At 44.2% G+C, this 23,494-nt stretch carries 25 protein-coding genes and 3 pseudogenes; 2 read left to right on the top strand and 26 right to left on the bottom strand.

Translation table 11 applies throughout. The annotated features are described in order from the left end of the window. Positions 1 to 204 precede the first annotated feature (204 nt). From P6M73_RS03310 to P6M73_RS03230, 17 genes and pseudogenes are all read right to left on the bottom strand, one after another. Complete coding sequence (locus tag P6M73_RS03310; protein WP_002602095.1) at positions 205 to 408, bottom strand: helix-turn-helix domain-containing protein; 204 nt, start codon at positions 406 to 408, stop codon at positions 205 to 207. After that, a complete protein-coding gene (locus tag P6M73_RS03305; RefSeq protein WP_002602096.1) occupies positions 398 to 844 on the bottom strand; it encodes an RNA polymerase sigma factor in 447 nt (148 codons plus the stop codon). Before P6M73_RS03305 ends, P6M73_RS03310 begins: the two co-directional genes overlap by 11 nt. Before the next feature lie 204 nt (positions 845 to 1,048). Further along, positions 1,049 to 1,816, bottom strand: a complete 768-nt coding sequence (locus P6M73_RS03300; protein ID WP_002602097.1) for a class I SAM-dependent methyltransferase — start codon at positions 1,814 to 1,816, stop codon at positions 1,049 to 1,051. 323 nt (positions 1,817 to 2,139) lie between these two features. Further along, the gene (locus P6M73_RS03295) at positions 2,140 to 2,484 is read right to left on the bottom strand and encodes a helix-turn-helix domain-containing protein (protein WP_002602098.1); all 345 of its coding nucleotides are present in this window, start codon (positions 2,482 to 2,484) and stop codon (positions 2,140 to 2,142) included. A gap of 81 nt (positions 2,485 to 2,565) precedes the next feature. Beyond that, the gene (gene tet(32), locus P6M73_RS03290; RefSeq protein ID WP_002602099.1) at positions 2,566 to 4,485 is read right to left on the bottom strand and encodes a tetracycline resistance ribosomal protection protein Tet(32); all 1,920 of its coding nucleotides are present in this window, start codon (positions 4,483 to 4,485) and stop codon (positions 2,566 to 2,568) included. 362 nt (positions 4,486 to 4,847) lie between these two features. Next, the gene (locus P6M73_RS03285) at positions 4,848 to 5,090 is read right to left on the bottom strand and encodes a hypothetical protein (RefSeq protein ID WP_005946711.1); all 243 of its coding nucleotides are present in this window, start codon (positions 5,088 to 5,090) and stop codon (positions 4,848 to 4,850) included. Between the two features lie 242 nt (positions 5,091 to 5,332). Continuing rightward, positions 5,333 to 5,461: pseudogene (locus P6M73_RS03280) on the bottom strand (Maff2 family mobile element protein); the annotation flags it as partial. A 44-nt stretch (positions 5,462 to 5,505) separates the two neighbouring features. Next, positions 5,506 to 7,281: a VirD4-like conjugal transfer protein, CD1115 family gene (locus tag P6M73_RS03275; protein ID WP_277854719.1), complete on the bottom strand. Its 1,776-nt coding sequence runs from the start codon at positions 7,279 to 7,281 to the stop codon at positions 5,506 to 5,508. Then, on the bottom strand, positions 7,278 to 7,757 hold the full coding sequence (locus P6M73_RS03270; protein WP_277854718.1) for a PcfB family protein: 480 nt from the start codon (positions 7,755 to 7,757) through the stop codon (positions 7,278 to 7,280). The genes P6M73_RS03275 and P6M73_RS03270 overlap by 4 nt, the downstream gene beginning before the upstream one ends. A 93-nt stretch (positions 7,758 to 7,850) precedes the next feature. Beyond that, positions 7,851 to 8,255 (bottom strand): DUF3846 domain-containing protein, encoded by a 405-nt coding sequence (locus P6M73_RS03265; RefSeq protein WP_277854717.1) that lies wholly within the window; start codon positions 8,253 to 8,255, stop codon positions 7,851 to 7,853. A 282-nt stretch (positions 8,256 to 8,537) separates the two neighbouring features. Then, the gene (locus P6M73_RS03260) at positions 8,538 to 9,830 is read right to left on the bottom strand and encodes a DUF4825 domain-containing protein (protein WP_277854716.1); all 1,293 of its coding nucleotides are present in this window, start codon (positions 9,828 to 9,830) and stop codon (positions 8,538 to 8,540) included. Positions 9,831 to 9,851: 21 nt separating this feature from the next. Continuing rightward, on the bottom strand, positions 9,852 to 10,163 hold the full coding sequence (locus P6M73_RS03255; protein ID WP_277854715.1) for a hypothetical protein: 312 nt from the start codon (positions 10,161 to 10,163) through the stop codon (positions 9,852 to 9,854). Further along, complete coding sequence (locus P6M73_RS03250; RefSeq protein ID WP_277854714.1) at positions 10,147 to 10,638, bottom strand: RNA polymerase sigma factor; 492 nt, start codon at positions 10,636 to 10,638, stop codon at positions 10,147 to 10,149. The genes P6M73_RS03255 and P6M73_RS03250 overlap by 17 nt, the downstream gene beginning before the upstream one ends. Before the next feature lie 175 nt (positions 10,639 to 10,813). Further along, positions 10,814 to 11,443, bottom strand: a complete 630-nt coding sequence (locus P6M73_RS03245) for a hypothetical protein (protein WP_277854713.1) — start codon at positions 11,441 to 11,443, stop codon at positions 10,814 to 10,816. A 292-nt stretch (positions 11,444 to 11,735) separates the two neighbouring features. Beyond that, entirely contained in the window at positions 11,736 to 12,683 is a 948-nt protein-coding gene (locus P6M73_RS03240; protein ID WP_277854712.1) for a nucleotidyl transferase AbiEii/AbiGii toxin family protein, read from the bottom strand. Further along, positions 12,676 to 13,446, bottom strand: a complete 771-nt coding sequence (locus tag P6M73_RS03235; protein WP_277854711.1) for a type IV toxin-antitoxin system AbiEi family antitoxin domain-containing protein — start codon at positions 13,444 to 13,446, stop codon at positions 12,676 to 12,678. Before P6M73_RS03235 ends, P6M73_RS03240 begins: the two co-directional genes overlap by 8 nt. A 78-nt stretch (positions 13,447 to 13,524) precedes the next feature. After that, the gene (locus P6M73_RS03230) at positions 13,525 to 13,695 is read right to left on the bottom strand and encodes a hypothetical protein (protein ID WP_489666467.1); all 171 of its coding nucleotides are present in this window, start codon (positions 13,693 to 13,695) and stop codon (positions 13,525 to 13,527) included. A 77-nt stretch (positions 13,696 to 13,772) separates the two neighbouring features. On the opposite strand from P6M73_RS03230, the gene P6M73_RS03225 reads away from it, so the two are divergent. Continuing rightward, positions 13,773 to 14,930, top strand: a complete 1,158-nt coding sequence (locus P6M73_RS03225; protein WP_277854710.1) for an IS3 family transposase — start codon at positions 13,773 to 13,775, stop codon at positions 14,928 to 14,930. Between the two features lie 165 nt (positions 14,931 to 15,095). On the opposite strand, the gene P6M73_RS03220 is transcribed toward P6M73_RS03225, so the two are convergent. The 6 genes and pseudogenes from P6M73_RS03220 to P6M73_RS03195 all read right to left on the bottom strand — a co-directional run. Then, a complete protein-coding gene (locus P6M73_RS03220) occupies positions 15,096 to 15,968 on the bottom strand; it encodes a DUF6017 domain-containing protein (protein WP_277854709.1) in 873 nt (290 codons plus the stop codon). A 16-nt stretch (positions 15,969 to 15,984) separates the two neighbouring features. Then, on the bottom strand, positions 15,985 to 17,583 hold the full coding sequence (locus P6M73_RS03215) for an IS1634 family transposase (protein ID WP_277853047.1): 1,599 nt from the start codon (positions 17,581 to 17,583) through the stop codon (positions 15,985 to 15,987). A 119-nt stretch (positions 17,584 to 17,702) separates the two neighbouring features. Further along, positions 17,703 to 17,792: pseudogene (locus P6M73_RS16920) on the bottom strand (helix-turn-helix domain-containing protein); the annotation flags it as partial. 80 nt (positions 17,793 to 17,872) lie between these two features. Further along, positions 17,873 to 18,145 (bottom strand): hypothetical protein, encoded by a 273-nt coding sequence (locus P6M73_RS03205; protein WP_277854708.1) that lies wholly within the window; start codon positions 18,143 to 18,145, stop codon positions 17,873 to 17,875. Then, the gene (locus P6M73_RS03200) at positions 18,135 to 19,271 is read right to left on the bottom strand and encodes an IS91 family transposase (protein ID WP_489666466.1); all 1,137 of its coding nucleotides are present in this window, start codon (positions 19,269 to 19,271) and stop codon (positions 18,135 to 18,137) included. Before P6M73_RS03200 ends, P6M73_RS03205 begins: the two co-directional genes overlap by 11 nt. A 121-nt stretch (positions 19,272 to 19,392) precedes the next feature. Beyond that, positions 19,393 to 19,539, bottom strand: a pseudogene (locus tag P6M73_RS03195) (ParB/RepB/Spo0J family partition protein); the annotation flags it as partial. A gap of 25 nt (positions 19,540 to 19,564) precedes the next feature. Here P6M73_RS03195 and P6M73_RS03190 point away from each other — a divergent pair. After that, complete coding sequence (locus P6M73_RS03190; protein WP_277854706.1) at positions 19,565 to 20,134, top strand: IS630 family transposase; 570 nt, start codon at positions 19,565 to 19,567, stop codon at positions 20,132 to 20,134. Between the two features lie 202 nt (positions 20,135 to 20,336). Here the strand turns inward: P6M73_RS03190 and P6M73_RS03185 are convergent, their stop codons facing one another. The 3 genes from P6M73_RS03185 to P6M73_RS03175 form a co-directional block, all read right to left on the bottom strand. Then, positions 20,337 to 21,209, bottom strand: coding sequence for a MurR/RpiR family transcriptional regulator (locus tag P6M73_RS03185; RefSeq protein WP_277854705.1), 873 nt, complete (start codon positions 21,207 to 21,209; stop codon positions 20,337 to 20,339). Between the two features lie 127 nt (positions 21,210 to 21,336). Further along, positions 21,337 to 22,500 carry a beta-aspartyl-peptidase gene (gene iadA / locus P6M73_RS03180; protein ID WP_277854704.1) on the bottom strand — a complete coding sequence of 388 codons (1,164 nt, stop codon included), beginning with the start codon at positions 22,498 to 22,500 and terminating at the stop codon, positions 21,337 to 21,339. Positions 22,501 to 22,556: 56 nt separating this feature from the next. After that, complete coding sequence (locus tag P6M73_RS03175) at positions 22,557 to 23,339, bottom strand: creatininase family protein (protein ID WP_277854703.1); 783 nt, start codon at positions 23,337 to 23,339, stop codon at positions 22,557 to 22,559. Between the last annotated feature and the right edge of the window lie 155 nt (positions 23,340 to 23,494).

Here is a 23,494-nt window from a genome sequence, read left to right as displayed (position 1 = left end):
TGGCAGTATTTTTTTCTTTGATACCCTCTACGGATAAGTAAGGGATTTTGCCAACTGCGGCGGCTATTTTCCCTTTTGTTTTTTCATACTGGGGATTTTCAAAAATGCCAAACAGGAACGAAAAAAAGCAGCAAATCTGTTGAATAGATTTACTGCTTTCTGGTTGCCGGCGAAGCGGCGGTTATTCAGTTGTAGGCGGTAGGGCTATCTCCCAAAGCGGAACTTGAAAATAGCTGTGAGAAGCGTCTGGGTGATGTAGTCCTCTGTATCTTGGTCTACCCGTCCATTCACACGGGCGGCACATTGTATGCGGCGGCGGTAATACTGCAATACAGTTCCCACCGCTTCCGGCTCCCCGCTGGCGGCTTGGACGATTGTTTCATAGGGGAGAAGCCTATTATTTCTCATATGCCATTCCCTCCATTTCCGCTTGGAGCTGCCGTAGGGCTTTTCGGATATGGTAGCCCGCTGTGCTGCGGCTGCGCCCGTACTGTCTGCCAATTTCGTGCTGTGGAATACGCTTGAAAAAGGACAGGTAAATCATTTCCCGCTCCCGTTCGTCCAGCCGTGACAGGGCTTCCGCAAGTAAACCGCTGCTGAAAATGACCGTATCGCCGCAAAGGGTAAGTATGTATTCCTCGTCCGGCTCCGGGGCTTGGAAATATTCATCTGTCGTGCCTAAAGGGTAGTGCTTTTCGTCTGTGAGGTATTCAAGGGATATTTCTCTTTTGTGCTTCCTGCTCCGTGTCCTCGCTGCGTTGATCGTTGCATTTCGGATAACGACTTTGCAAAAGGCATGGAAAGTGTACTCGATATGTTCCCGATATTCTTCTGTACAGGTCATGGAAAATCCCCCTTTCCTCCCAAAAGGGCTGTGGCTGGTTAGTAGTTGCTTTTTATGATAGTAAGGGGCGGCAGCACTTTAGGCTGTCGCTCCTTGACTGCCTAACTGCAAAACCGGGCGGGGCTGTCAACGGCGGGCGAAGCCCGTTCATCTTGACCGTTGACTGGCTCGGCCGGGTTTGCTATTTATCCGGCAAACTTGAATTTATTTTAAGCTATCACGTTTTACCTTTTTAAGCCTTACTATCATTACCATAGGAATTTCTTTATTGTTTTTGAAACATTCTTCATAAAATCCATCAATGACAAATCCAGCTCTGAAACAAAGGTTAAAAATATCTTGTATGGAACGATGATAATAAATCTGCTCCTCCGGCTGCCCTTCGATCGCTATATCATAGTAACTGTGCGGTGTCATATATTTTTCAGTCAATGTGATAAAACAAGGGTGCTGCGTTGCAAAGACAAAAATCCCGTTTTCCTCCAATAGTTCATAAACAGCCATAAAAAGCGGTTCAATATCCGTAATATCCATAATTGCCATATTAGAAACTGCTTTCGTAAAGGCTCGATTTCTTTTTAATCCTAATAAGCTTTCTCTATTGGTCGCATCCGCTACGCAAAACTCAATTTGTTTTGCATATTGTGATCGCCGTCTTTTAGCCAATTCTATCATTTTTTTGCTGTAATCAAAAGCGACGACCGAAGCGCCTCTCTGTGCAAGATACGAAGAATAATTTCCATTGCCGCACGCAATATCCAAAATGTAATCCGAAGGATCAGGAGAGAGAAGTTCCGTTACTTTGGGACGTACTACCTCTCTGTGAAATTCATTGGATTCGTCACCCATTGCATCATCCCAAAATTGTGCGTTTTTCTCCCAGATCTTTTTGCTTTCCTCTGTTCCCATGTTCTCTCCCACTCCCAAAATTTGCCTTTTTGCTTCCATTAAATCTTCCTTACTATATTCCATTGTTACCCTCCATAACTTCTGATTGTTGCCGTCTTGACTATTATGTATCTTTTCTTTCCAAAATGGTATAGGCTTTTATTTTTATAATGCTGCAAAACTTTTCTTCTGTAAGGTATTCAAAGGATATTTCCCTTTGCCGCCGCTATTGGAAAGCCAAAAGCAGCGGCTTTTTTACGCGATATGACCGAAAAGACTAGAAAGCAGGATATGTCATCATTTGTCATTTCTTCTCAATGTAATAACTGCATGGCATATCAAGCCAAATACAAGAGAAAAACAGCCACCGCCAAATAGTGATGCTCCCCACCCTGCACCCGACATTGTCATAAAACCGCCAACAAAGAAAATACCAATGCCAAGAAATATCCCGACACCATAAAAAAGTCCAATTGCCATATCATACTTATTAAATTGTCGTTTCTCTTTTTTTCACATGTTTCCATTTTTGTTATTACCTCCTTCGCAAAATCGTCCATGTGGACTCCAAAAAGAAAACAAATTTTTTTCAACGTATTTAAATCGGGTTCATTAACATCTCTCTCCCAATTCGATAGCGCCTGCCGGGTAACATTCAATTTCCCAGCCAGTTCTTCCTGTGTCATTCCCGATTGTGTTCGCAGATGACGTATTTGCTTTCCTGTTGTAATATCCGTCTGTTTCTGGTTCAAAATGGTTCCTCCTCTCTGATGCTGATTTTATCAATGATATTTCGCAATAGCCAGCAATGAACGTTTGCATTGCGCAAGATGTTACATTATCTTCTGAAACATATGCCGGATCTTGTCTAAACGGCTGTTCGGGCGGCGTGGCTGAAACACAGGCTCGCCGGAAGTTTCCTGATACCCTTTTAATTCTGTAATGCAGACACTTCTTCCATTTGTATAAAAATTCAAATCATTTCTATATTCACCAATACAACGGGCAGGGATTTCCCCCTTAAAAATAACTTCATCTTTTTCAAGTCTGGTTGATTCAATGATTGCGCAATACTTTGGTGCGTCATTATAAGCCCGTGAAAGATATTCCTGCGGTGCAAAAAGGGTAAAGGAAAGGTATGGTTCCAACAGTTGTGTTCCTGCTTTTTTCAATGCCTGCTCCAACACGACAGGCGCAAGAAAACGAAAATCAGCGGGGGTGCTGACCGGGCTGTAATAAACTCCATAATCAAAACAAATTTGGCAGTCTGTCACTCCCCAGCCATATAAGCCCTGCTCCATTCCATAACGCACACCCTCCATGACGGCATTTTGAAAACTTTGGTTTAAATAGCCGAGAGATACCTCGCTTTTATATTGTGTTCCGCTTCCAACAGGAAGCGGTGTTACAGTCAAACCAATAGATGCCCAAAACGGATTCGGCGGCACTTCAATATGAATCGTGTAGCTCGCTTTTTTTTGCGGTCTTTCCAGATAAATAACCGAAGGCTCTTTCATAGCCACGCCCACATGATATTTTTCTTCTAATAGCGAACAAATAACTTCTAACTGTACTTTTCCCAAAAAAGATAATATAATCTCATGTGTAACAGTATCAATGTCAAAATGCAAAAGAGGGTCTGTATCAGCAATCTCTGTGAGGGCATTTAACAGGGCTTCCCTTTGCTCCGGCTTTTGCGGCTCTACCGTTGTCCGAAGTAATGGCATGGGATTATCAATCCGTGTTTTGTGAGGCAGGAGTTTTTCATTTCCCAGAATGTCGTTCAGTTTCAAAGTATCATCAGCTAAAATAACAATTTCTCCCGGACAGGCATGGTCAACCGGGACGATTTCACCATTTGACGGAATACACATTTCTGTAATCTTTATTTTTTCCTTTTTTGACAGCAGCAGGGTATCCCGTAAATGGAGCGTCCCATGATACAGGCGTAAATAAGAAAGCCGTTTTTTCCGCTCTGTATACTCAACCTTAAAAACATATCCACATAATTCAGACTGAATATCGTCTGTTTCTGTAATGAAAGTTTCTGTAATCGCTTCAATCAGTTTTTCTGTTCCTAAATTGTCTTTTGCACTCCCATGATAAACAGGAAACAAAGAGCAGCATCTGGTTCTTTTGCACTTTTCATATTGTAATTCCTGTATATCCAAAGAATCCTCTGCAACATATCGTTCTAATAGTTCATCGCTTCCGGAAATAATCATATCCCATTTGTCCAAATCAGAAATATCGGTCATGGTTATCTTTGGCGACAGGGAAACCTCCTGCATGACAATCATATCACTGGTAAGTTTATCTTTAATGCTTTGGTAAACACGCCGCAGGTCGATCCCATTTTGGTCTATCTTATTTATAAAGATAATTGTCGGAATGTCCATTTTCTGAAGCGCATGGAATAATATACGGGTTTGTGCCTGTACGCCGTCTTTTGCCGAAATGACTAAAACAGCTCCGTCAAGGACAGATAAAGAGCGGTATGCTTCGGTTAAAAAATCCATATGACCGGGAGTGTCCACGATATTGATTTTATAATCATTCCAGCAAAAAGAAGTAACCGCTGTCTGAATGGTAATTCCGCGCTGCCGTTCCAAAATCATAGTGTCTGTTCTTGTAGTTCCTTTATCCACGTTTCCTTGTTCCGCAATCGCTCCACTGGTGTACAGCAGGCTTTCCGTCAATGTTGTTTTTCCTGCGTCTACATGGGCGAGAATTCCAATATTGATTATTTTCATGTGATTGTCCTCCTTTTACAGCCCCAAAAGGGCATAAAAATCCCCAGCAGTAAAATACTTTTACCACTGGGGATTATAATTTGCGGACATACACATATACAGCATACACCTGTTTGTGATTGCTGTTTTTCGGATATGTCAAAATTGATAAGGCAAAAGTATTCTTAAATTGGGTACAAAAAACCAAGCCCCCACAAAAGGGACTATCATAATCCTTTGTTCCCACTATTTGATTATAGTTTTATTTAAGAATACCTTGCCGCATATTTTTTACTCCTTTTTTGGAATGATGCTATTATATCACATTAGTTTTAGGAAAGAAAGTACCTAAAAGAAATTTTTCTTCCCCTTATATGTAACAATCATACCGACTTTCTGGCGTTCAGAATGGTTTCTGCTGTCTGCTGTGGTGTTTGGTTGGAATTGTCCAGCCAAAAGCCGATCCGTGGTGTTGTCTGCATAAATGTATCGTATAAGGTTTCAACCGTAAAGCCGGAATAGCCTGTTTTCTCCCTGTATCGTTCCCTTCCTTTTATTGTTTCCACATCTGGACAAAGAACGACAACCTCAACAGGGTATTTATGCGGCACAAAAAATATGTACATGTAACTAATTCAACACATTTATAATTTGAATAGGGACATTATAGCATTTACTAAATACAAATTCAATGTATACGGAAATAAAGATATAAGGAGTGGGAAGGATTCCGCCGTAGTCGGCATTGTAGGAAAATCCAAAAGTTTAGATTTTCCCACAATGCTTATCTTTTGGTCTTTGGTTCGGAATAGTGTAGTGCTGGCGGTCTATCTCTTGTTTTCGGTTGCTTGCTTCCTTACCGTACATGAGCATTGGCACCGGGGTTGTCGTTGCCGTAGCCTTCGAGAAGGTTGATGACGCCCCAGATGGCAAGGCCTGCACCGAGAGCGACGACGAGGGTTTGAAGTACATCTACTGCACTGTTGAAGAATTCCATTGATTGACCTCCATTATTTTAAATTTTGAGATAAAAAAAGCCGCTCATTCGGCGGCTTCGGGTTCGACGGACAGATCCATGTGGTAGACCTCATAGAGTTCATCCGGCTTTGGCTTGAGACGGGTGGACAGGTACTTCTCGATGCTGAAGGCATTACGCGGGTCCGCATCCGAGAGGTACTTGTAGTTCGGGTGCTTCGTTATGTCATACTTGCTCGAGAGAAAAGGCCGTACCCCGCGCAGCTGTAATATACACTTGCCGCCGTCAAGTACGGCCAGTTCGTCGATGCTCATCAGCTCCTTTCCGAGTTTCTGGGAGTTCAGACTGTGGGAAACCTCACGACCTCGGCTTTCCCCGGTGTTGAAGGTGTCGATGGTCTCCTTCCCAAGGGTTTCTGAAAGCTCCTTTAATGTGGTGCGCTCCTTGCCGCCCAGAAAGATCGTGCTGTCCATATTGCCGATGATGGTGTCGCAGTGATCTTTATAGAGAGCCTTCAGCTGGGATTGAGCCTGCAGCACCAGACAGGCCGAGATTTCCCGGCTTCGGATGGTGGCCACCAGCTTTTCCAGCTTGGGAATTTGACCGATATTCGCCGCCTCATCAATAAGGCAGCGCACATGCACAGGCAGACGTCCGCCATAGACGTCATCTGCCTTGTCGCACAGCAGATTGAAAAGCTGCGTGTAAGCCATGGAAACCAGGAAGTTGAAGGTGTCGTCGGTATCGCTGATGATAATGAACAGCGCCGTTTTCCGGTCACCCAGGGCATCCAGTTCCATTTCGTCGTAGGCCGTCAGGTCTCTGAGCTCTTTGATATCAAAGGGTGCCAGACGGGCCCCGCAGCTGATGAGGATGGATTTGGCGGTCTTACCGGCAGCCAGCTTATATTTCTTGTACTGCCGGACTGCAAAATGCTCCGAGTCACGTTCTTCCAGAGCGGCGAACATCAGATCCACCGGGTTCTGGAAGTCCTCGTCGTCCTCCCGGACCTCTGAGGCATTGATGAGCTCGATGAGGGTCGTGAAGTTTCGCTCGCTTTCCGGCGCTTCATAGTGGATGTAGCCCATGAGCGCGGTATAAAGAAGGGTCTCCGCCTTGACCCAGAAATCATCTCCGGCTTTCCCTTCACCCTTGGTGTTGGCGATGAGGGCCGTCACCAGCTTGAGGATGTCCTTTTCGCTCTTGATGTAGGCAAAGGGATTGTAGTGCATGGATTTGTTAAAGTTGATGGTGTTGAGGATCTTGATCCTGTAGCCTTCCCTCAGGAGAAGCTGTCCGCATTCCACTACGACGCTGCCCTTGGGATCGGTGACCACATAGCTGGAATGGCACTGCATGAGATTTGGCTTGAGCCAAAACCGCGTCTTACCAGATCCGGAACCACCTACCACCATGACGTTTTTGATTCGAGCAAGCCTTGGGTCCTTAGGGCGGTTGTTCATGGTCAGGCGCTCTGTCTCCGTGAGGATGACGTTGTTACGAAAGGTGGGATCAATAAAGGGCTTAATGTCCTCGGGTCTGCCCCAGCGGGCTGAGCCGTATTCGATGTTTTTACGGTACTTTTTGGCGTTTCTGCCTTTGACATAAACTGCCAGCTTGATGGCGACTGAGATCCCAATGCCCAGGATCAGATCCTGTGGAAGCAGGCTTGGCCATTGTGATTGGAAAGCTAAAGTGAATCCGTCGATGAGATGTAGGATTTTTTGGGAGATATCCAGTCCGGGAGAGTATCGCCAGGCCTCACCCAGCTTCGTGGCAGCCAGAGCAATGAGAACATAGGGAAGGTTTAAAAGGAGCATCCCCTTGATTTTTCCTGTCATCGCGTCAGCTCCTTGTCTTTGTTTTTCACCCGGTCCATGACCTTGGCATGAACCAGGAGCTTGAATTTAGCAAGCTGCTCCAGGATGGAATGCTGTTTGTCCTTTTTGAGGACCTTCGCCGTATATTCTGTGAAGGCTGCGGTGAGGGCGTCAGCATCCCGGGCTTTGAAGAAGACCAGATATTTGGGCTTCTCTCCGGTGGTGTCCTTCTTTAGGGCGTAGTCCACGCCGTACCTTCTGGCGACCTGTTCAAAGGACTTGATGTTTTTATCTGTGATTTCAATGTTGGAGACACCGGCATTTTGACCAATAAGCTCCTTCACCGTCTGCTTGCCATGGGGGATCTGCGACGGACTGTCCCGGCTCTTCTTCGTTTCAGCCAAAAGCTTGATGAGTGCGGCCTTCAGAACACGTCCGGTCATTCGGGTGGTACTGACGGCCAGGGCAACGGTCCTGTTTTCTACTTCTTCCTGCATGAAAAATTCCTCCTTTCGTGGTTAGGTGAATTCAATTTACAAAAATACGTATCTTGCATTTGAAATAAGTAGACTCGTAAAGCTCTGTAAGATTTAGAGCTCAGGTTCCGTGGACTTCTGTTTCGGTTTGGCCACATGCAGATCGTCTTTAGGTTTGATGGGTATAGCGACGATGCGGCTGCCCATCGTCATGAAGATCTCAGGATCAGCAAATTTCTCCCGATACTTCTCGGCCAGCTCAGGCGTCAAGGAATCAAAATCCTCTTCGCCAAGCCCACAGACGATGAAGGTCCCGGCGATGATGTCGTAGTCCTCAAGTTTTCGGTTAAGCGGGAGGCCGATGAGCTTGCCTTCCTCATGACAGACAATGGCCACCGGGTCATCATAGGGATAGACGGCTTCGATGTAGCCGCCGACAACCTGCTGCAGGGAGTTCAGGTCACCGTTGATACTGGCCATTCGCGGCGCTTTTTCAGGTTCAACAATCAATACATCCATAGATTTCTTCTCCTTTTCTGTTTTTGAATTTGCACGAAATATTCCTTTTTTCCTATGTTACGCGCAAAAGTAGGAATGGATTTTTCTGTTGTCTGGTAGGGTTTTTCTGACCGTCGCGTTTAACGGTCAGGATGCCACTTAATGAAAAAACCACCTTTTCAGGTGGTTTGGAATAGAAGTCATATTTCTGATAGCTTTATTCACTAATAATACTCAAGGTTGAAAACCAAAATCTGCTTTCATGGTGGATAATTAATTGAAGCTTAGCTGTTGTCATTTGACCTACTGGTCGAACTGGTTATCACCGTAGATTGACTTAAGATACGCTTCAAGCTTGGATGGATCTGTTCCAAAGTCCTTCACATCATGACCCAGAGTTTGAGAAGCTTCATCTGCTGTCAGCCGAAATGTACTTTCACCGTCGGTGATTTCAACATAGTCCAGATTCTTGATTAAGCCAAGTAGCTCTGTGGCGTAAGGTGAGTAGATATTCGTTTCAAAATCCATGATCGCGTCAGTATAAATAACTCTTAAACCATAAGGTTTTTCCGAAGTTTTCAGCTCGAGGGTATAGTCCCCTGCGAATTCAAGCCCAGTTTCTTTGACCAGTCGACTAACTCCTGAGTTATCACCAAGATAATCCAGGCGAAGCTTATATAAATTGGCTGCGCCGTTTCTCCACGGAACTGGATCGATAAACAGCAGTGGATTTGTGGATGTTGTTAATTTATAATCCGCTTTCTGGCCATTCACTAGAACCTCAAGTTGAACCTTTGCTGTGGTAGAATAGTCCACCTGGTAAATATGATAATCTGTTGCTCCAGTTATTTCAGAATCGTTGTATTCAACTCGCAATGATTCCTTAAAGAAATTTTGGAAACCAACAGCTGCCACGCTGACATCCTTAGAAAGCCCAGTTCGATAGACGATATAGTTCGATCGATTCAGATTACTTGATTTATCTTTTGGATACTGGTACTCCAGAACATAAATTCCTGTGCCGGATGCATCGCAACTTTTGAGCCAATCCGATACGACCTTGTTTTCTGCAAAGTCCTCAATACGCATGCCATCCACTGAACCAACGCTGGTCGGATGGCCGCTGCGGAAGCTGGCAAGCCCGAAAACAAGAGTGGATATGATTAGAACGGGAATAAGAATGACGGCCACCAATATCTTGCCCAGCCCATTGTCTTTACGCTTTGGGAGAGTAGGGATCATTGCATCTGCAGGAACGGGTTCTCCGCAATGAGCACAGTTTTGCCAACCGGAAGCGATCGCTTTACCGCAATTAGTACACTTAGCCTTTAAGCTCGTTCCGCATTTAGGGCAAGAGGAGTATTCTTCAAGGATTGGGGCCTTACAATTGGGACATTCCAAACTATTATAATCTGATCTAACCACCAGGTAGATGATCAAGCCAATACCGGATGGGGCCAGAGCCGCAATCAAAGTCCAAAGAGCTGCATTCATCCCACGGCTGTTAGCATCCCGATATACATAGACTCCGATGAGGATGGGGAGCACCAGAAACAGTGCTACGACAAAAATTAGGTAAAAATATGCTGCATCCATTTATCCATCTTCCTTTCTGATTTAGGCATTGAGTGCAAAGGGTACGGCAGAGGCTTTGCCGTAACGGTCAATGAGTTTTCTGGTAAGCAGGACAGTCAATATTCCACTTGCCGACAGGTAAATTCCCAGGAATACGAGACAGATAACACTGGCTAGCATGGAGTATGGGGCCAGCGCAAGCGCCAGAAGAGCAAGGCTGATCAGAAATAGATTGGACGCCGCGGCAAAAAGGAACATGCGCCGAACTTCACGGCGTTTTTGAAAAACAGCATTGAGCATCTGTTCAGTGAGTCTTGGTGGCTGGTATTGTTCAAAATCATAGCTCAATTTCATCGTTGATCATCTCCTTCAACAGCAGTCTGGACTTACTCAATCTGGACTTGACGGTACCTGGGGGAATATTTAAAATCGCTGCGGTTTCACCGATGTCGAGCTCTCTGAAATAGTACAAGACTACTGTCAGTCGAAGTTTTTCAGGAAGTCTTTTCACCGCAGCATGAAGGTCACTAAAGTCCTCTTTTTCTTCCGTGGCAGCTTTTTCAAGTATTGCGTCCTTCGCCTCCTGAGAGTCAAATAGGTCGAAGATCAGGCTGAGTTTTTTCTTTCGCAACTGATCCTTGTAGGTGTTAACGCATATCCGTGTCAGCCAAACTTCAAATTCATACTCAGGGTTGTAGTGGTCAAATTTTTGATGGACCTTCAGCCAGGTCTCCTGGTACAGATCATCGGCATCATCAGGGTTTTGGCACAGTGTCCGACATAGACCATAAAGGCGCCTTCCATGTTTTTCTATGTAATCATCGAGCACTTTACCACCTCCCTTACTAACATATACGAATGCCGACACCAAACGGTTCATTCATTTTTGATTTTTTGTTTATATTTTTTGTTCAGAAGATGGATATCAGGATAAAAAAGAACTGCCGGCCTCTTTGCGGCAGTTCCTTAAGATGCATTAGCCCTTCCGTCTTAATCATTGATGATTACCTTAGATCAACCTCAGTGATATAGTAATCTTTTCCGTCATACACTCCAGCGCGGATTTTCAGCCCGCCAATGGATGTATCCAGACGCGCTGAGATCCGCTGCGTCATATCATTAAAAATGGTATCAACCTGCAAAGTATCAAGGACAGGCGGATCCCATGATAAATCAACAACATATTGGTTCTGGCTTAGGCGAGTGGTCATGTCACGTTCGAGAAGATCCGGTGAATTGTACTCCTCAAAGATGTTGACTTTGTATTGCAGATCATCAAAGTCATTACCAAATGCTTCAGATATGACTTTACGAAAATAATCTATACTGCGGGCAGCCGCATATCGATCGATACGGTCCGCTTCATCCAGAGTCGAAGTGAATATTATTTCAGGCTGACTCTGCGAAGATATCCTGAATGAAAATTCCTTGCGCTTATAGTCGTAGCTTGAACTTACAATCTTAAAATCTTCATCATAACTTGTTTCATATGCCTTAATGATTGCTCTTTGCTGGCTGAATCGCTCAATGATGTTACCTGAAAAAGTCATATAGAAATAGAGCGCAAAGGCAAGCACCGTTAGGAGAAGAAATCCAATAACACCAATAATTATTCGCTTCGATCTCTTTTTCATATTTCAGCGCTCCTTTCTAATTTGTTCTCCTCACGGCAACATATTCTTCCGTATTTATAAGTATTATATTACACCCATTAAGGTATAGGTTAATATAGTTACAAATAGACTCATGACAGGCAAGCTGGAGATGTCACAAAGACTAAACGCAGAGCTATTTTGCGGTATTTTGACCGTGTCTCTTAACGGTAAGAATGCCGCTTAGGGTGGTTGCCGGGATGCGATGGCAATGTCATTCTTCACAGCAACTTCGAATGAAGATGCTTCAATATTTGAATTCCTGAGTCAGTATTTATTTTTGTGAGCACTTCCAGAGTGCCATAGGGTGGTTTCGAATACGTTCTACGATTTCGGTTGATTCAAAAAGCAGCTCCGGCTGATATGTTTTATTCCTAAAGGCATCCAGGAATTCCTGTTCATGGTCCTCTAGCTTTAAAAGCGATTCAAGCCAGGATTTGACTTCCAGCTGAGCAGTCTTAAGATCAAATTTGTCCTTGTTTCGTAATACAGGATAAAGGTCTGTCTTGATACGCTTCTGAGAGACTTCATCGATCGTGTTAAATTGGAACTCAAAAGGCGGAAATTCCGCGCCTATCGCGCTGTAAAAAACAACACACTTTCTGAGCATGGGCTCCTCTGATTCATCAATCAACCCAAATTTCACCAGGTTATAAATGTCATAAAGATCTCGGGGTGCCGTTCGATTGATCAAAGCAACGATTTTGCTTGCAAATATTTCGATGGGGGCCACACTAAGAACAGAAACGCCGGTTGGTTCCCAGGAAGATACAAAATGTCTTTGTCCAGTTTCAAGAACATGACAGCGAAGCATATAGTTGATTTCAACCTTAATGTTATCCTTCATGCCTCCTGAATTTGAGTATTCATAAACAAAAGAATCAAGAGCATGATATTGCTTCGATTTGGGACTTAACAAATAGCCGTTAGCTTTCATAAATTTTTCGATTCGGTCATTGATGATTGATCTTGTCGCCATCATTTCATCCCGAGTGACGTTTTTTGAAAAATCCAGATCAATATCAACAGACAACCTTGGCAAATTGAAAATTGTCAGGTTGATGGCCGTTCCGCCCTTTAGAGCCAAAGAGTTCCCTAGCAAAGCGTCATTTTCGAAAAACTTCAGTATATCAGTCAATCTGCAAACTTTCTCATATGTATCTCGCACAAAACCAAGTTCCTTAGCTTGTTTCCCCAACAATAACTTGTTCCACTCAGACATTGAGATCAACCCCCTTACTGAGGATTGATTTAATATTCTCAGGGGCAAAAATCATCCAATCTTTATGTAGGACAAAGTGCTTGGAAAGGGCATCTTTTTCTGAATACAGATAACTTTTTGATTTGGAGATTTTACTCCTGCAGTAATCAAAAAATAGTTTTGTAAGACCCAACTGTTCAGCAAATTCCTTGAGTAAGAAGCCGGATTTCTGATACAAATTCACCTGCCCATATTCATCAAGATAGGTTATCAGCTTATCAGCTTGTAGTGCAGGGACCAGCAACAGACAACGGAGTAGTTCTTCCAAACCACCAATTTTCTGAAAAGAATAGATACTATCGATGACAGTCCTTTCAAGATCCGTGACTCTGATTTCTGTATTGGTTGTAATTACTCCAGAATCAATTTTCGGAGAAACCCTGGTAAAGGTAATACCATCAAAAGAAAACTCAGTGAATCTGCTGGTTGTCGATACATAGACCTGATGAAAAACTTGATTAGCATAACCATAGTATTCAAATGCACTGTGATGCGAAATATAAGCATCCTCAGCAATATGAGTTGCTATTAAAAATCGGTTTGCGACAGGCTGCTTCGTTTCAAGGCTGATTGCTGTATATAGATCTCTTCGAATTCGATCAATATATCCGTTTTTGACATAATCGTTTAGTATTGAGTGTGCTGCTTTTTCGGTTCCGATTAGGTCAACAACTTCTTGCCGTGAAAAACAACCCAACTCAATTAGTTTGTCTAAATATTTCATTACAACACCTCCGTTTCTATTATTGCACAAAACATTCCTTTTTTCCAATGTTTTGTGCAATTTTAGAAACGGCCATTTTTAAATATGCACGAAACATTCCTTTTTTCCAATGTTTCGTGCAAAATCAGGAATGGATTCTTCTGTTATCTTGTAGGGTTTTTCTGACCGTGGTGTTTTAACTGTCAGGATGCCGCTTAAAGTTGTTGCCGGGATTCGATAGCGTTCAGCAATGGCAATGTCGTTTTTCATGGCTTCGTTGATCCGAGTATAATGCTCCCAGGAATTGAGACACGACAAACCGGTTCCATCCGAATAGAATGGAGAGTATGAGTAAGAAGAAAAAAATCTATAGCCCTGATTTTAAAGCAAAGGTTGTGCTGGAGCTCTTAAGCGGACAGCACTCGCTCAATGAACTAGCCCAGATCCATCAAATCGCACCTGCCACGTTGAGCAGCTGGCACCGCCAGTTCCAGGAACGGGCAGCCCAGATCTTCCAGAGCGGACCGTCCGATCAGGAAGAGGCGCTCGCCCAAAAAGAGGAAGAGATCGCGGTCCTGCAGCAAAAAGTCGGTCAGCTCAGCATCGAGTGTGACTGGCTAAAAAAAAATCTGACGAAGTCTTTGGACCACAAGGAGCGCACCGAACTCGTAACCCCAGAAAATGAGACCCTGACCGTCAAGCGTCAGTGCGAATTGCTTGACGTTAACAGGACCAGCGTCTACCGTACAAAGGAGGAGCGGATAGACCTCGGGGAATCAGAAGAGAATCTTACCCTCATGACGATCATCGACAAGATCCATCTGGAGCACCCGGCCTGGGGTTACCGCAAGATAGCCCACTATCTGCGCAATTCCGGCCACGACATCAACCGTAAGCGGGTTCGGCGCCTGATGCGCCTGATGGACATCCAGGCCCTGTATCCTGGCCCGAACCACTCCCGACGTTACCACGCGCAGTACGTCCGGCCCTACCTTTTGAGGAACCTGGTTATCGAGCGAATCGACCAGGTATGGGGGATCGACATCACCTATGTTCCCCTCAAGAAAGGCTTCTTGTACCTGTTCGTCATCATCGACTGGTTCAGCCGCAGGATCGTCGACTATGAGATCAGCTATAGCCTCGAGAAGGAGTTTGTCCTGCGCTGCCTTAGGCGTGCCTTGTGCGAGAGAAAGCCTGAGATCATGAACTCGGATCAGGGGAGCCACTTCACCTGTCCCGCCTACCTTAAGCTCCTGGACTCCTGCGATGTTAAGGTCTCCATGGACGGCAAAGGACAGGCACTGGATACTGTACGGACCGAGCGGTTCTTCCGCAGTCTGAAATACGACGACCTCTACATCAAGGAGTACGAGACACCAAAGGAGATGATCACAGGGATCAGAAAGTACATCCACACCTACAACACCATTCGTCCGCATGCATCCCTGGGGGGCCTTACCCCCTATGCTTTCTGCCAGAACCAATCAACCCATCACGCAGCCTGAACAAGGTGTTCGGATGAAATCAAAATCCGTGTCTTGACAATAGGGGGCACTTTAAGATGGGATTGTAGCCAGCATCGAATACTTTCCTGCTGTATTTAGCGGCAATCTCAGTATTTTCAGTTGGATCAACACCCCAGGAAGCCGTAATATAGGCGAGAGGTCTTTTCATTTCGGGTTACTCCTTTCAGTTGACTTAAATAGGCTCCCGAGATCTTGATAAAAGTGGGAGCCAGGTCCATAAAGGTCATATTTCACCAGAGCGGTGTAATAGCTGTCGATTGTGGATGGGGCATTGAATAGCGTAGTCAGCAGATATTTCTTGATGTTCCGGATGAAGGTGGTGTTTTTATCCAGGCATTCAAAGACATATTCAATGTGGGTACTGTCGATGCGCTGCAGCCGTCCCTTGACCAAAGATGCCGGGTAATCATCCCCGGCAACGGTGATGGATTCTCGCTTGGAACTGAGAGTCTCAACCATCAGGTCCACGATTTCATCGAGACGGTCTTTGTCGTAGCGCTTCACAATAAACTCGTATTCGATTTTCTCCTGGATGGCCTCCTTGATGGACTGAGCATCCAATCTCATCTCATCCTTCTCGGCCTTGTCTTCTCTTGATAGATCAGGGATTGATGGATGTTTACTTAATTCCTTAGTCATTAATGGATCTTTATTTGTTTTCTTAGTATTTAATTGCATTGGATTTCCCAACGTAGGTTTATCCAACACTGGATTATCCAATATTGGATTTTCCAACATAGGTCTTTCCAATACTGGTTTATCCGATATAGGGTCGCTGATTGCTGAGAGGTCTACCGCCAGGTGAGGCTTTTCAAAAATCGTGTAGTCCGTACCCTTGAGGTGACCAAACTCATTTCTCTCTCTGGTCCGGACAATGTATCCGGACTGTTCCAGTTCGCGTACCGCTTCCCGGATGGCATCGATGCTCTCCCGGTTGATCATGGAAAGTCCCTTAAGGGTGTAATCCCAGTCTTCCGGGAGTGACAGCATCTGGGACAAAAGGCCCTTGGATTTCACCTAAATTCCCGAAAAATTATAACGTGGATGGCGGGTCTACTCCCAAGTTCGTATACAAGCCTTCCTGCTTCTTGGTCACTTCGCCTACTTGGAGAGCCTTCCCTGGATTTTCAAATGCTTCTATGACATCAAGTTCGTCTAGTAGCTCCTGCATGGTGTAGTTTTGGAATAGACCCTTATCGGCCATCGTCTTTTTCAAATGGGACATAAAAATCAGGGCAATGAATTGGACAAACAGCTTTCCGTCCAGCGAGCTTTCAGATGAGACTGCAGTTCGCCTCAGATTGAGCCTTTCTTTAAGATTCCCAAACGCCTTCTCGACCAGATCTTTGTTACGGTAAATCTCCAAGGCTATGATGGGATCCTTGATGTCGTTACTTAACAGCGCGAAAAAGCCATAGTCCTTTTCAGCTCGAGTGATGGCATCCTGTTTGGGAATGATCTTGATTCCACGTACCGGGGTATCTGACAGTTCAAAGTATTTGGCGTACTGCTTCTCGTTCTCTGGTTTTCGATTTCCGCTCGTAAGCTCAGCCTCCAACTGATCCAGCATCAGATTGAAGCGGCTCTCATGTTCCAACGCCTTCTCGCTACTGTAATAGATGTGCAGATACATGCGGCGAGTATCCTTGATGACATCGCCTTTGCGGGGTCTTGTTTGAGAGTAGTTCCATTCAATGGCGGTGGAATGGCTGTATAACTGATAGATTGAGTTGTAGTTGGTCCTTGTTTTTATGCTGTCTCTGACTTTGTCTAATTCTTTTCGCACAAACTTCAGGGATACTTTGGTGGCAATCAGGAATTTCAGGTTGTTCTGATAAAGGGCATTGATGTTGGCTTCACTGTAAAAGCCACGATCCATGACCAGTTTAACTTTGCCAAAATCAAGTTGCTTTAAGTCGGCCAGCAATTTCTTCAGGGTCGAGATATCGCTGATGTTGCCGGCCAGCTTTCTGTAGTAGAACGGCAAGCCTGAGTCTTCTCCAAAGAGCAGCGCCAGGTTAATCTGGGGAAGCGGATCATGATCCTTGTTCATCCCATATTTGACTTGTTTGAGAGACTCTGAATAGGACGAAATGCTGGTGGTATCATAGGCCCAATATTCATTTTCCATCCGGCGCTTGCCCTGCAAGCGAAAGAAACGTTCTTTTGCTTCTTCCGTAATCATCGAGAACAGATCACTGCTTCGTTGGGAAGAGATGCAGGCCCCATGTGGATGAAAATGGGTCCTATCCCATTTCGGGAAACGAAGAAGGGAGTTGCGGTCCTCCAAAATCAAATAGTAGGCCACGGAGAGGATCTTCTTATAAATCTGCGGAAAGCATGCCTTCAAGTCTTGTGTGATGCCCAGCTGCTCCCCGATCGCATCAAACAGATACGTAGCGCCAAAATAACCATGCCGAGTGGAAGTAGATGGAGTCGGCCCTGGTTTAATCACAGTGGAGACCGGAGGTTGAGTGAGTCGTTTGGAAGGGATCAGATTGCCCTGTTCATCACGTTTGCCAATACAAACACGCTTACTTCGAGACTGTTTCTTCTCTTTGTCCCAGTAGTCGATGGATTCGTAGACGTAGATAACTCCGTTTTTCTTGTTTTTGACATCGATGATATTCATGCGCCACCTCACGTTATAATTATAACGTGTTTATGAGGCAAAATCAAGAGAAATTATGCTGCTAATCCAGTGATATCAACGATTTCCAGCATTCCCCGTTATAATTCGCCGGGAATCCAGGATTTCAGCGACAGATCATTGTTCTTCAGATGATGATTCGCCATAACGGTGTAATCCCTCGTTTTCTCAACTCGAAATACAGCCATCTGCATCCCTCCCTTCGACCGGTTGAAGAACAAAGCGGCTAACGCCGCCTGTCGTACCTCGCGTGTTTATTTAGGCTCTGGTGTTAATCAGAGCCCCTCTTATATTCAAATACTTTCCCGAATATGCTTGTATATTTCTCGGGGCGCATCAGCCCGCCACAGGACTCGCAGTCAAACTGCGGAGGTTCGTTAATATTGCTTTGGTCCATTTCGTCAAATGTTTTAACAACACTTAATGGAATTTCTTCCTCTGCCCCACAGCTAGTGCATATATACCGGACGATCGGTTGATTAATCGCCTGCTTGCTTTGATTCGCACCTTGTGTTTTCTTCTTTCGTTTCTTGCTAACCGGCATTTCGTCCTTCCCACCTGTACCTTTCCTGATTTCTTCTTTTCTCAGGTACCACTATATCACTCTTTTTCATGAGTGCACCACATTCGCATTTCAATGGATTTTTATCATATTCGAGCATCATACGGAACTGCCATGTTTTCATTTTCTTTAATCTTGCGTATTTTTCTTTGGATATCAGTCTGCGTTCGATTCGCCTGGCTCTCAAGTTGTTTCGCGAGTAGATTCCATAGTTTCGAATCATCTTAAAGTGAGTATCCGGAATATGAATGATTAACCGCTGGATGAACTCCATGGCACTAATGGATTCCTGAACTTCCTGGGACTGACCGTGAGGCGTATACTTAAATGTCACTGTCTTGCCGTCATATGCAACTATTCTTGATTCAGCGATTGCAGGACGTCCAGCATATCGGGCCAGATACTTCGACACAATCTGAAGATCGGTGATTTCGCCTTTGGCATAAACATAAAATCCATTCTCTTTCTGCTTGTATAGCTTGTTTATCAAAGAACGCATCCATCCCGTTGGAAAGGACTCTTTCATCAGATCGAGCAACTCTTTTTGCCAGAAATACCGTAGTTTCTTGTAATTTAGATACTTTAACGTGCGATCTTCCGTAACTCCCAGACAACGCAAAGACATGATGATATGAACGTGTGGGTTCCATTTCAAGTCCCGGCCAAAAGTGTGAATTACGCTGATGATGCCGGTTTCAAACCGCTGCGTCTGATTCATCTGGTAGATCGTTTCCTTCAAAACTTTAGCAGCGCGATCTGAGAGATCCTTTAGCATTCCCCGGTTCTTCCGAAAATAGATTCTGAGTTCCGCCGGAATCGTAAATACCAGATGCTTATGGGGCGCATTGATCAGTCGGGACTCAAGTTTTTCCGCCCACTTATCCCGGTAGAGCTTTCCGCAACTGGAACAGAAACGGCTTTTACAGGTGAATGGAACCAAGACCTCAGAAGTACATTGTGCACAAGTGTATACAGTCCATCCGTTTTCAAACTTGCCGCAATTCAACATCCGTTCCACTTCTTTGTGGACCGATATGCGAATCATTTCGGGGTGCTCAGCAACGAACTGATCCCAGTGTTCCTCGAAAATCTGCTTAATCTTACCCATATAATCACCTGCTGATTAATTCTTAAAACCATTATAATAAGCGGGTTAAGCTTGTTCCACAAAAGTATAATTTCCTACACCATAAAAAAAGCGCTTCGGATTGAAGCACTTCGGAGGGGAATTACCGTTCCTGTGTTTGCTGTCGCTTCCGCGACCAGCCCTCCAGCAGCTTGATGATGGTTTCCTCCATCTGCTGGGGTGTGTAGGATTTAGGGAAATACTTTTTGAGTTTCTCGCCTGTGAGCGTCACCTTGTCCAGTTCACCTTTCAATCCATTTATTTCTGTCATTTGTATGGATGAAAAGCCATGTCAGCTGCTGGATGAGGCCAGAAAGCCTATTCCGGCATCACCTGGGTATGTCCGCAAGGAAGATAACGAGTATATTCGCAAAGGGACTTGCAGCCTGTTCCTTTTTACTGAACCTTTAGGTGGCTGGCGGCGATGTGATGCATCGGAACGTCGTACCAAGCAGGATTGGGCGGAACAGGTTCGGATTCTTTTGGAAGAAGATTATCCGGACTGTGAGAAGGTCATACTTGTGATGGATAATCTCAACACCCACAACATTTCAGCGTTGTATGAACGGTTTCCGCCAGCTCATGCGTTCCGCCTGAGTCAACGACTGGAGATCCATCATACTCCAAAACATGGAAGCTGGCTCAATATAGCCGAAATAGAACTTAGTGCTTTATCAACTCAATGTCTCAATCGAAGAATCTCGTCAATTGAGATGATGGATCGAGTGGTGAAGTCTTGGGCTACAAAGCGGAACTACAATCAAAAGTCAGTAGACTGGCAATTCGATGTTACAGATGCACGTTGTAAATTGAAACATTTATACCCAGTGATCATTACAAATTAAGATGTTACAGGATACTAGGTGTCTCTATTATGCGCTTACAATCAAGTTACAGAAAATTAAAGTCAAACCAAGCAGGATGAGAAAAACTCCACTCTGATCCCCTTAGGCAAGCTACCCTTCTTGTAAACGAAACTTGAAGGATTAAAGGGTTGATTAGAATGGAGCCTGACTGTATCTGCGTTCATATGTATAAACCGATAATCTAGAGTTTTTGAGACATTTCTGTATTCCAGTCATTTTGGAGCTTTTCTTCCAATGACCATACCAGCTTTTTATATCGGTCGAATCTTTCTTTTCCTTCGAAAACCAATATGGTCATGATCATGTCGATGACGGAAAAAACAGCAGTCAGCGAGTTGAAATAAATGGGATGTTCCGTGTTTACAATAATTGAATTCTTCTCGTCTAAATAAATAGGGGAATTTATGCTGTCAGTGATACAAACAATATTTGCATTTACCGATTTTAGATACTCCATGATATTTATGGTATGTACCGAATAGAAGGGGAAGGAAAAGATAAAATACAGATCATCCTTGTCAGTATTAACCAAGTCGAACATCACTTCAAACTCATCCATAGTATTGACCACTGAATTTCTAAAACCGATGGTTTTTAACCGCAGCTCCATGAATTTGGCGGCGACATAGGAAACCTTATGACCATAAATATGTATGGTCTTGGCTTTTTTTATCCGTTCCGCCACTGAAAACAACAGGTCAGGATCGATTGCTTCATAAGTGGTTCTGATTCTTTCAATTTCCCGGTACCGGTAATCTTCATAAATCTTGAACTTGTTTGTTAGCCCTTTCAGCTCGTGGTCATTTTTTATGCTGATTCCCACGATATTGGTTATATGTGCCTGCAGGCTCTTCTTAATGTCCGAATAATTGGAATAACCGAGTTTTTTAGCGAAATTCAATATTGTCACTTCCGAGACAGAGACATTCTGAGAAAGCTCTTTCAAGGATAAAAAACAGGCTTTCTCTACATTTTCTCTTAAATAATCCGCTATTTTTTTTTGAGTCTTGCTTAGAGTGTCATAGTTTTTTTCCAGTGATTCCAAAATATTCATTGTTCGCTTCCTCTCCTCAAAGCTGATATAACACTACAACCGATAACTGATTCTTTTTTTGTGATTTCCCCAATCAATTCCAGCGGTGCAGCCTTAAAGGATCAGGATTAAAACATTATTCCAGGATCTATTCGAAAGTATCCCTGCAATTCAATTTTTTATCCAGCATCATGATCATGCCGCCGGATATGACCCCACTGATTTCAAGCGTGTCAGCTTCCAAAAGAACGATGTCGGCGTCATTTCCTGCCTTTAATTGGCCTTTTAAGGGTAAACTTAAAACTTTTGAAGGATTCAAGGTTATGACCTTCAGGGCTTGATCCAACTCAATACCATATTTTAGCACGCTTTCCTTAACAGTCTCAAATAAGCTGTCCGAAAGTCCCATGCCCATACCCTTGAAGTTCCTGTTCTCATCAAACAATGGCAGGCTTCCCTGTCCGTCTGACGTCATGGTTATTCTATCGATGGGAGCTCCACGATCAAGCAGAATTTTAAATGCTTGTGCACTGGTGACTTTTTCACTGTCTTTGGATGGGATCCATGAGGTGGTAATATCGATGAACCCGCCTGCCTTGGCAAATGCAGCTCCTTCATTGAGCAGTTTTTCATTTCTTCCAATGTGGGTAGGATAAAATTGAGTGATCGGGATTTCTGTTTCAGCGATAACCTCCCATAACTGGGATAACCCCTTTTTTCCATCACCCAGATGGCAGTTGACGACTCCCGATTTACCTGACAAGATACCTCCCACCCTTGCATCAGAACCAATTCTGGCCAATTCATGCAAGTCAGGCGATGAGCTCCTGTGATCGGAAATAGCCACTTCGCCAACCCCGATCACCGGGTCAAGCAGCATGATATCCGAAATAACCGACCCGGTAAGTGTTCTGATGGGAACCTGATAAGACCCTGTATAACAATAGGCCGATACCCCTTCTTCCCTCAAAGAATATACTTTTGCGATCAGATTCTCCATGGTTCTGCTGATACCGTCCGTACCGAGGCATCCGACACACGTGGTCACGCCGGACTTGATCAGAGTTGTCATTTTCAGCTCCGGTGTCCTCATTTTAAATCCACCTTCACCACCACCGCCCAGCATGTGGACATGACCATCAATAAACCCGGGAACCGCCAGAAGATTTTTACAGTCAATTTCAGTGATGTCAAGATTACCCGTTAGGAATTCTTCTTCCTGGATCTGTTCTATTGAATTTCCTGCAATAAGGAGATTTCTCCGTCCCATATGACTCGGAGAAAACGTGTCTGCGTTTTTTAAAACTATCATATTCACCATTCCTAAGATAATAATTCATCACTGCTTTAGTCCACAGGCAAATAAAGCTATTTTCCCACTCCTGCTTCAGTTTTCAGCGGTGCTTTTTTAAATGCCTCTATAAAATCAACGATATAGTCCGCCGTCGTATCCAGCATTTCATTTCCCCATTCTACCGTCGCGGTATTAGGATGGTCCGGACCGATCCAGCCACTGTCAGTAATATCTGTAACAAGTCTGGGTATATGAATGTTGACGCCTTTATATAGGCTCGTATTGAATCCTGATGCCGTTATCTCGGGGGTTAAATCGTGCATTTCAAGGGGTCCGCCAATTTCGGTCTTATCAACCAGACTCTCATTAATGGCCAAAATTGCTGCGGTTTCCTCACCGCCGCCATGTCCGCCCTTCCATTGGGGATTCATGTCCCAGGCCATCAACCACCAGTTTAATTGCGCCATTATGGCACCCTTTCTTCTTAAGTCAAATCCGACCTGATCAAGGCTTTTCAAATTTCCGCCATGCCCGTTCAATACAATAAAATGCCTTGCTCCGTGCCGGTACAATTCATTGCACACTTGGGACATCAACTGATATAAAAGCTCATTCCCCAGATTGATGGTGCCCGGGAATTCCCTCAGTGAGTCACAAGCTCCAAATGGCAATACGGGAAGCATCAATACATCCGATTTTTTTTCGATTTTATCCATTAAATAACCAGGAATAATCATATCTGTACCCAGGGGCATGTGCCTTCCGTGGGATTCACAGCTGCCAATCCCGATCAGTACCGTATCATTGTCTTTGAAATACTCTTCAATAACCGGCCATCTGCTATACTCAAGTCTCATTTTTTATCTCCCTTGTACTCTATTTGATGATTTTTATTGAAAATTTAAATTGCTTTAAAATAATTGTCGAAACTAATTGCACGATTGATTTATGGATTTCATTCCACTAAGGATATTTGGGATTGCATGTGAAAATACCCGGATAATTGCTGTGC

The sequence above is a fragment of the Anaerococcoides asporogena genome, from assembly GCF_029590275.1.
Classification (GTDB): domain Bacteria; phylum Bacillota; class Clostridia; order Clostridiales; family Clostridiaceae; genus JG1575.
The sequence above is the reverse complement of the archived record's forward strand: the minus strand, read 5'-3'. Positions and strand labels throughout refer to the sequence as shown.

Bases quoted from the DNA above. Each gene is read 5' to 3' on its own strand.
- P6M73_RS03310 (WP_002602095.1), bottom strand. From the start codon at position 408: ATGAGAAATAATAGGCTTCTCCCCTATGAAACAATCGTCCAAGCCGCC.
- P6M73_RS03305 (WP_002602096.1), bottom strand. From the start codon at position 844: ATGACCTGTACAGAAGAATATCGGGAACATATCGAGTACACTTTCCAT.
- P6M73_RS03300 (WP_002602097.1), bottom strand. From the start codon at position 1,816: ATGGAATATAGTAAGGAAGATTTAATGGAAGCAAAAAGGCAAATTTTG.
- P6M73_RS03285 (WP_005946711.1), bottom strand. From the start codon at position 5,090: ATGTACATATTTTTTGTGCCGCATAAATACCCTGTTGAGGTTGTCGTT.
- P6M73_RS03275 (WP_277854719.1), bottom strand. From the start codon at position 7,281: ATGACAGGAAAAATCAAGGGGATGCTCCTTTTAAACCTTCCCTATGTT.
- P6M73_RS03270 (WP_277854718.1), bottom strand. From the start codon at position 7,757: ATGCAGGAAGAAGTAGAAAACAGGACCGTTGCCCTGGCCGTCAGTACC.
- P6M73_RS03265 (WP_277854717.1), bottom strand. From the start codon at position 8,255: ATGGATGTATTGATTGTTGAACCTGAAAAAGCGCCGCGAATGGCCAGT.
- P6M73_RS03260 (WP_277854716.1), bottom strand. From the start codon at position 9,830: ATGGATGCAGCATATTTTTACCTAATTTTTGTCGTAGCACTGTTTCTG.
- P6M73_RS03255 (WP_277854715.1), bottom strand. From the start codon at position 10,163: ATGAAATTGAGCTATGATTTTGAACAATACCAGCCACCAAGACTCACT.
- P6M73_RS03245 (WP_277854713.1), bottom strand. From the start codon at position 11,443: ATGAAAAAGAGATCGAAGCGAATAATTATTGGTGTTATTGGATTTCTT.
- P6M73_RS03240 (WP_277854712.1), bottom strand. From the start codon at position 12,683: ATGTCTGAGTGGAACAAGTTATTGTTGGGGAAACAAGCTAAGGAACTT.
- P6M73_RS03235 (WP_277854711.1), bottom strand. From the start codon at position 13,446: ATGAAATATTTAGACAAACTAATTGAGTTGGGTTGTTTTTCACGGCAA.
- P6M73_RS03230 (WP_489666467.1), bottom strand. From the start codon at position 13,695: ATGAAAAACGACATTGCCATTGCTGAACGCTATCGAATCCCGGCAACA.
- P6M73_RS03225 (WP_277854710.1), top strand. From the start codon at position 13,773: ATGAGTAAGAAGAAAAAAATCTATAGCCCTGATTTTAAAGCAAAGGTT.
- P6M73_RS03215 (WP_277853047.1), bottom strand. From the start codon at position 17,583: ATGAATATCATCGATGTCAAAAACAAGAAAAACGGAGTTATCTACGTC.
- P6M73_RS03205 (WP_277854708.1), bottom strand. From the start codon at position 18,145: ATGCCGGTTAGCAAGAAACGAAAGAAGAAAACACAAGGTGCGAATCAA.
- P6M73_RS03200 (WP_489666466.1), bottom strand. From the start codon at position 19,271: ATGGGTAAGATTAAGCAGATTTTCGAGGAACACTGGGATCAGTTCGTT.
- P6M73_RS03190 (WP_277854706.1), top strand. From the start codon at position 19,565: ATGGATGAAAAGCCATGTCAGCTGCTGGATGAGGCCAGAAAGCCTATT.
- P6M73_RS03185 (WP_277854705.1), bottom strand. From the start codon at position 21,209: ATGAATATTTTGGAATCACTGGAAAAAAACTATGACACTCTAAGCAAG.
- iadA (WP_277854704.1), bottom strand. From the start codon at position 22,500: ATGATAGTTTTAAAAAACGCAGACACGTTTTCTCCGAGTCATATGGGA.
- P6M73_RS03175 (WP_277854703.1), bottom strand. From the start codon at position 23,339: ATGAGACTTGAGTATAGCAGATGGCCGGTTATTGAAGAGTATTTCAAA.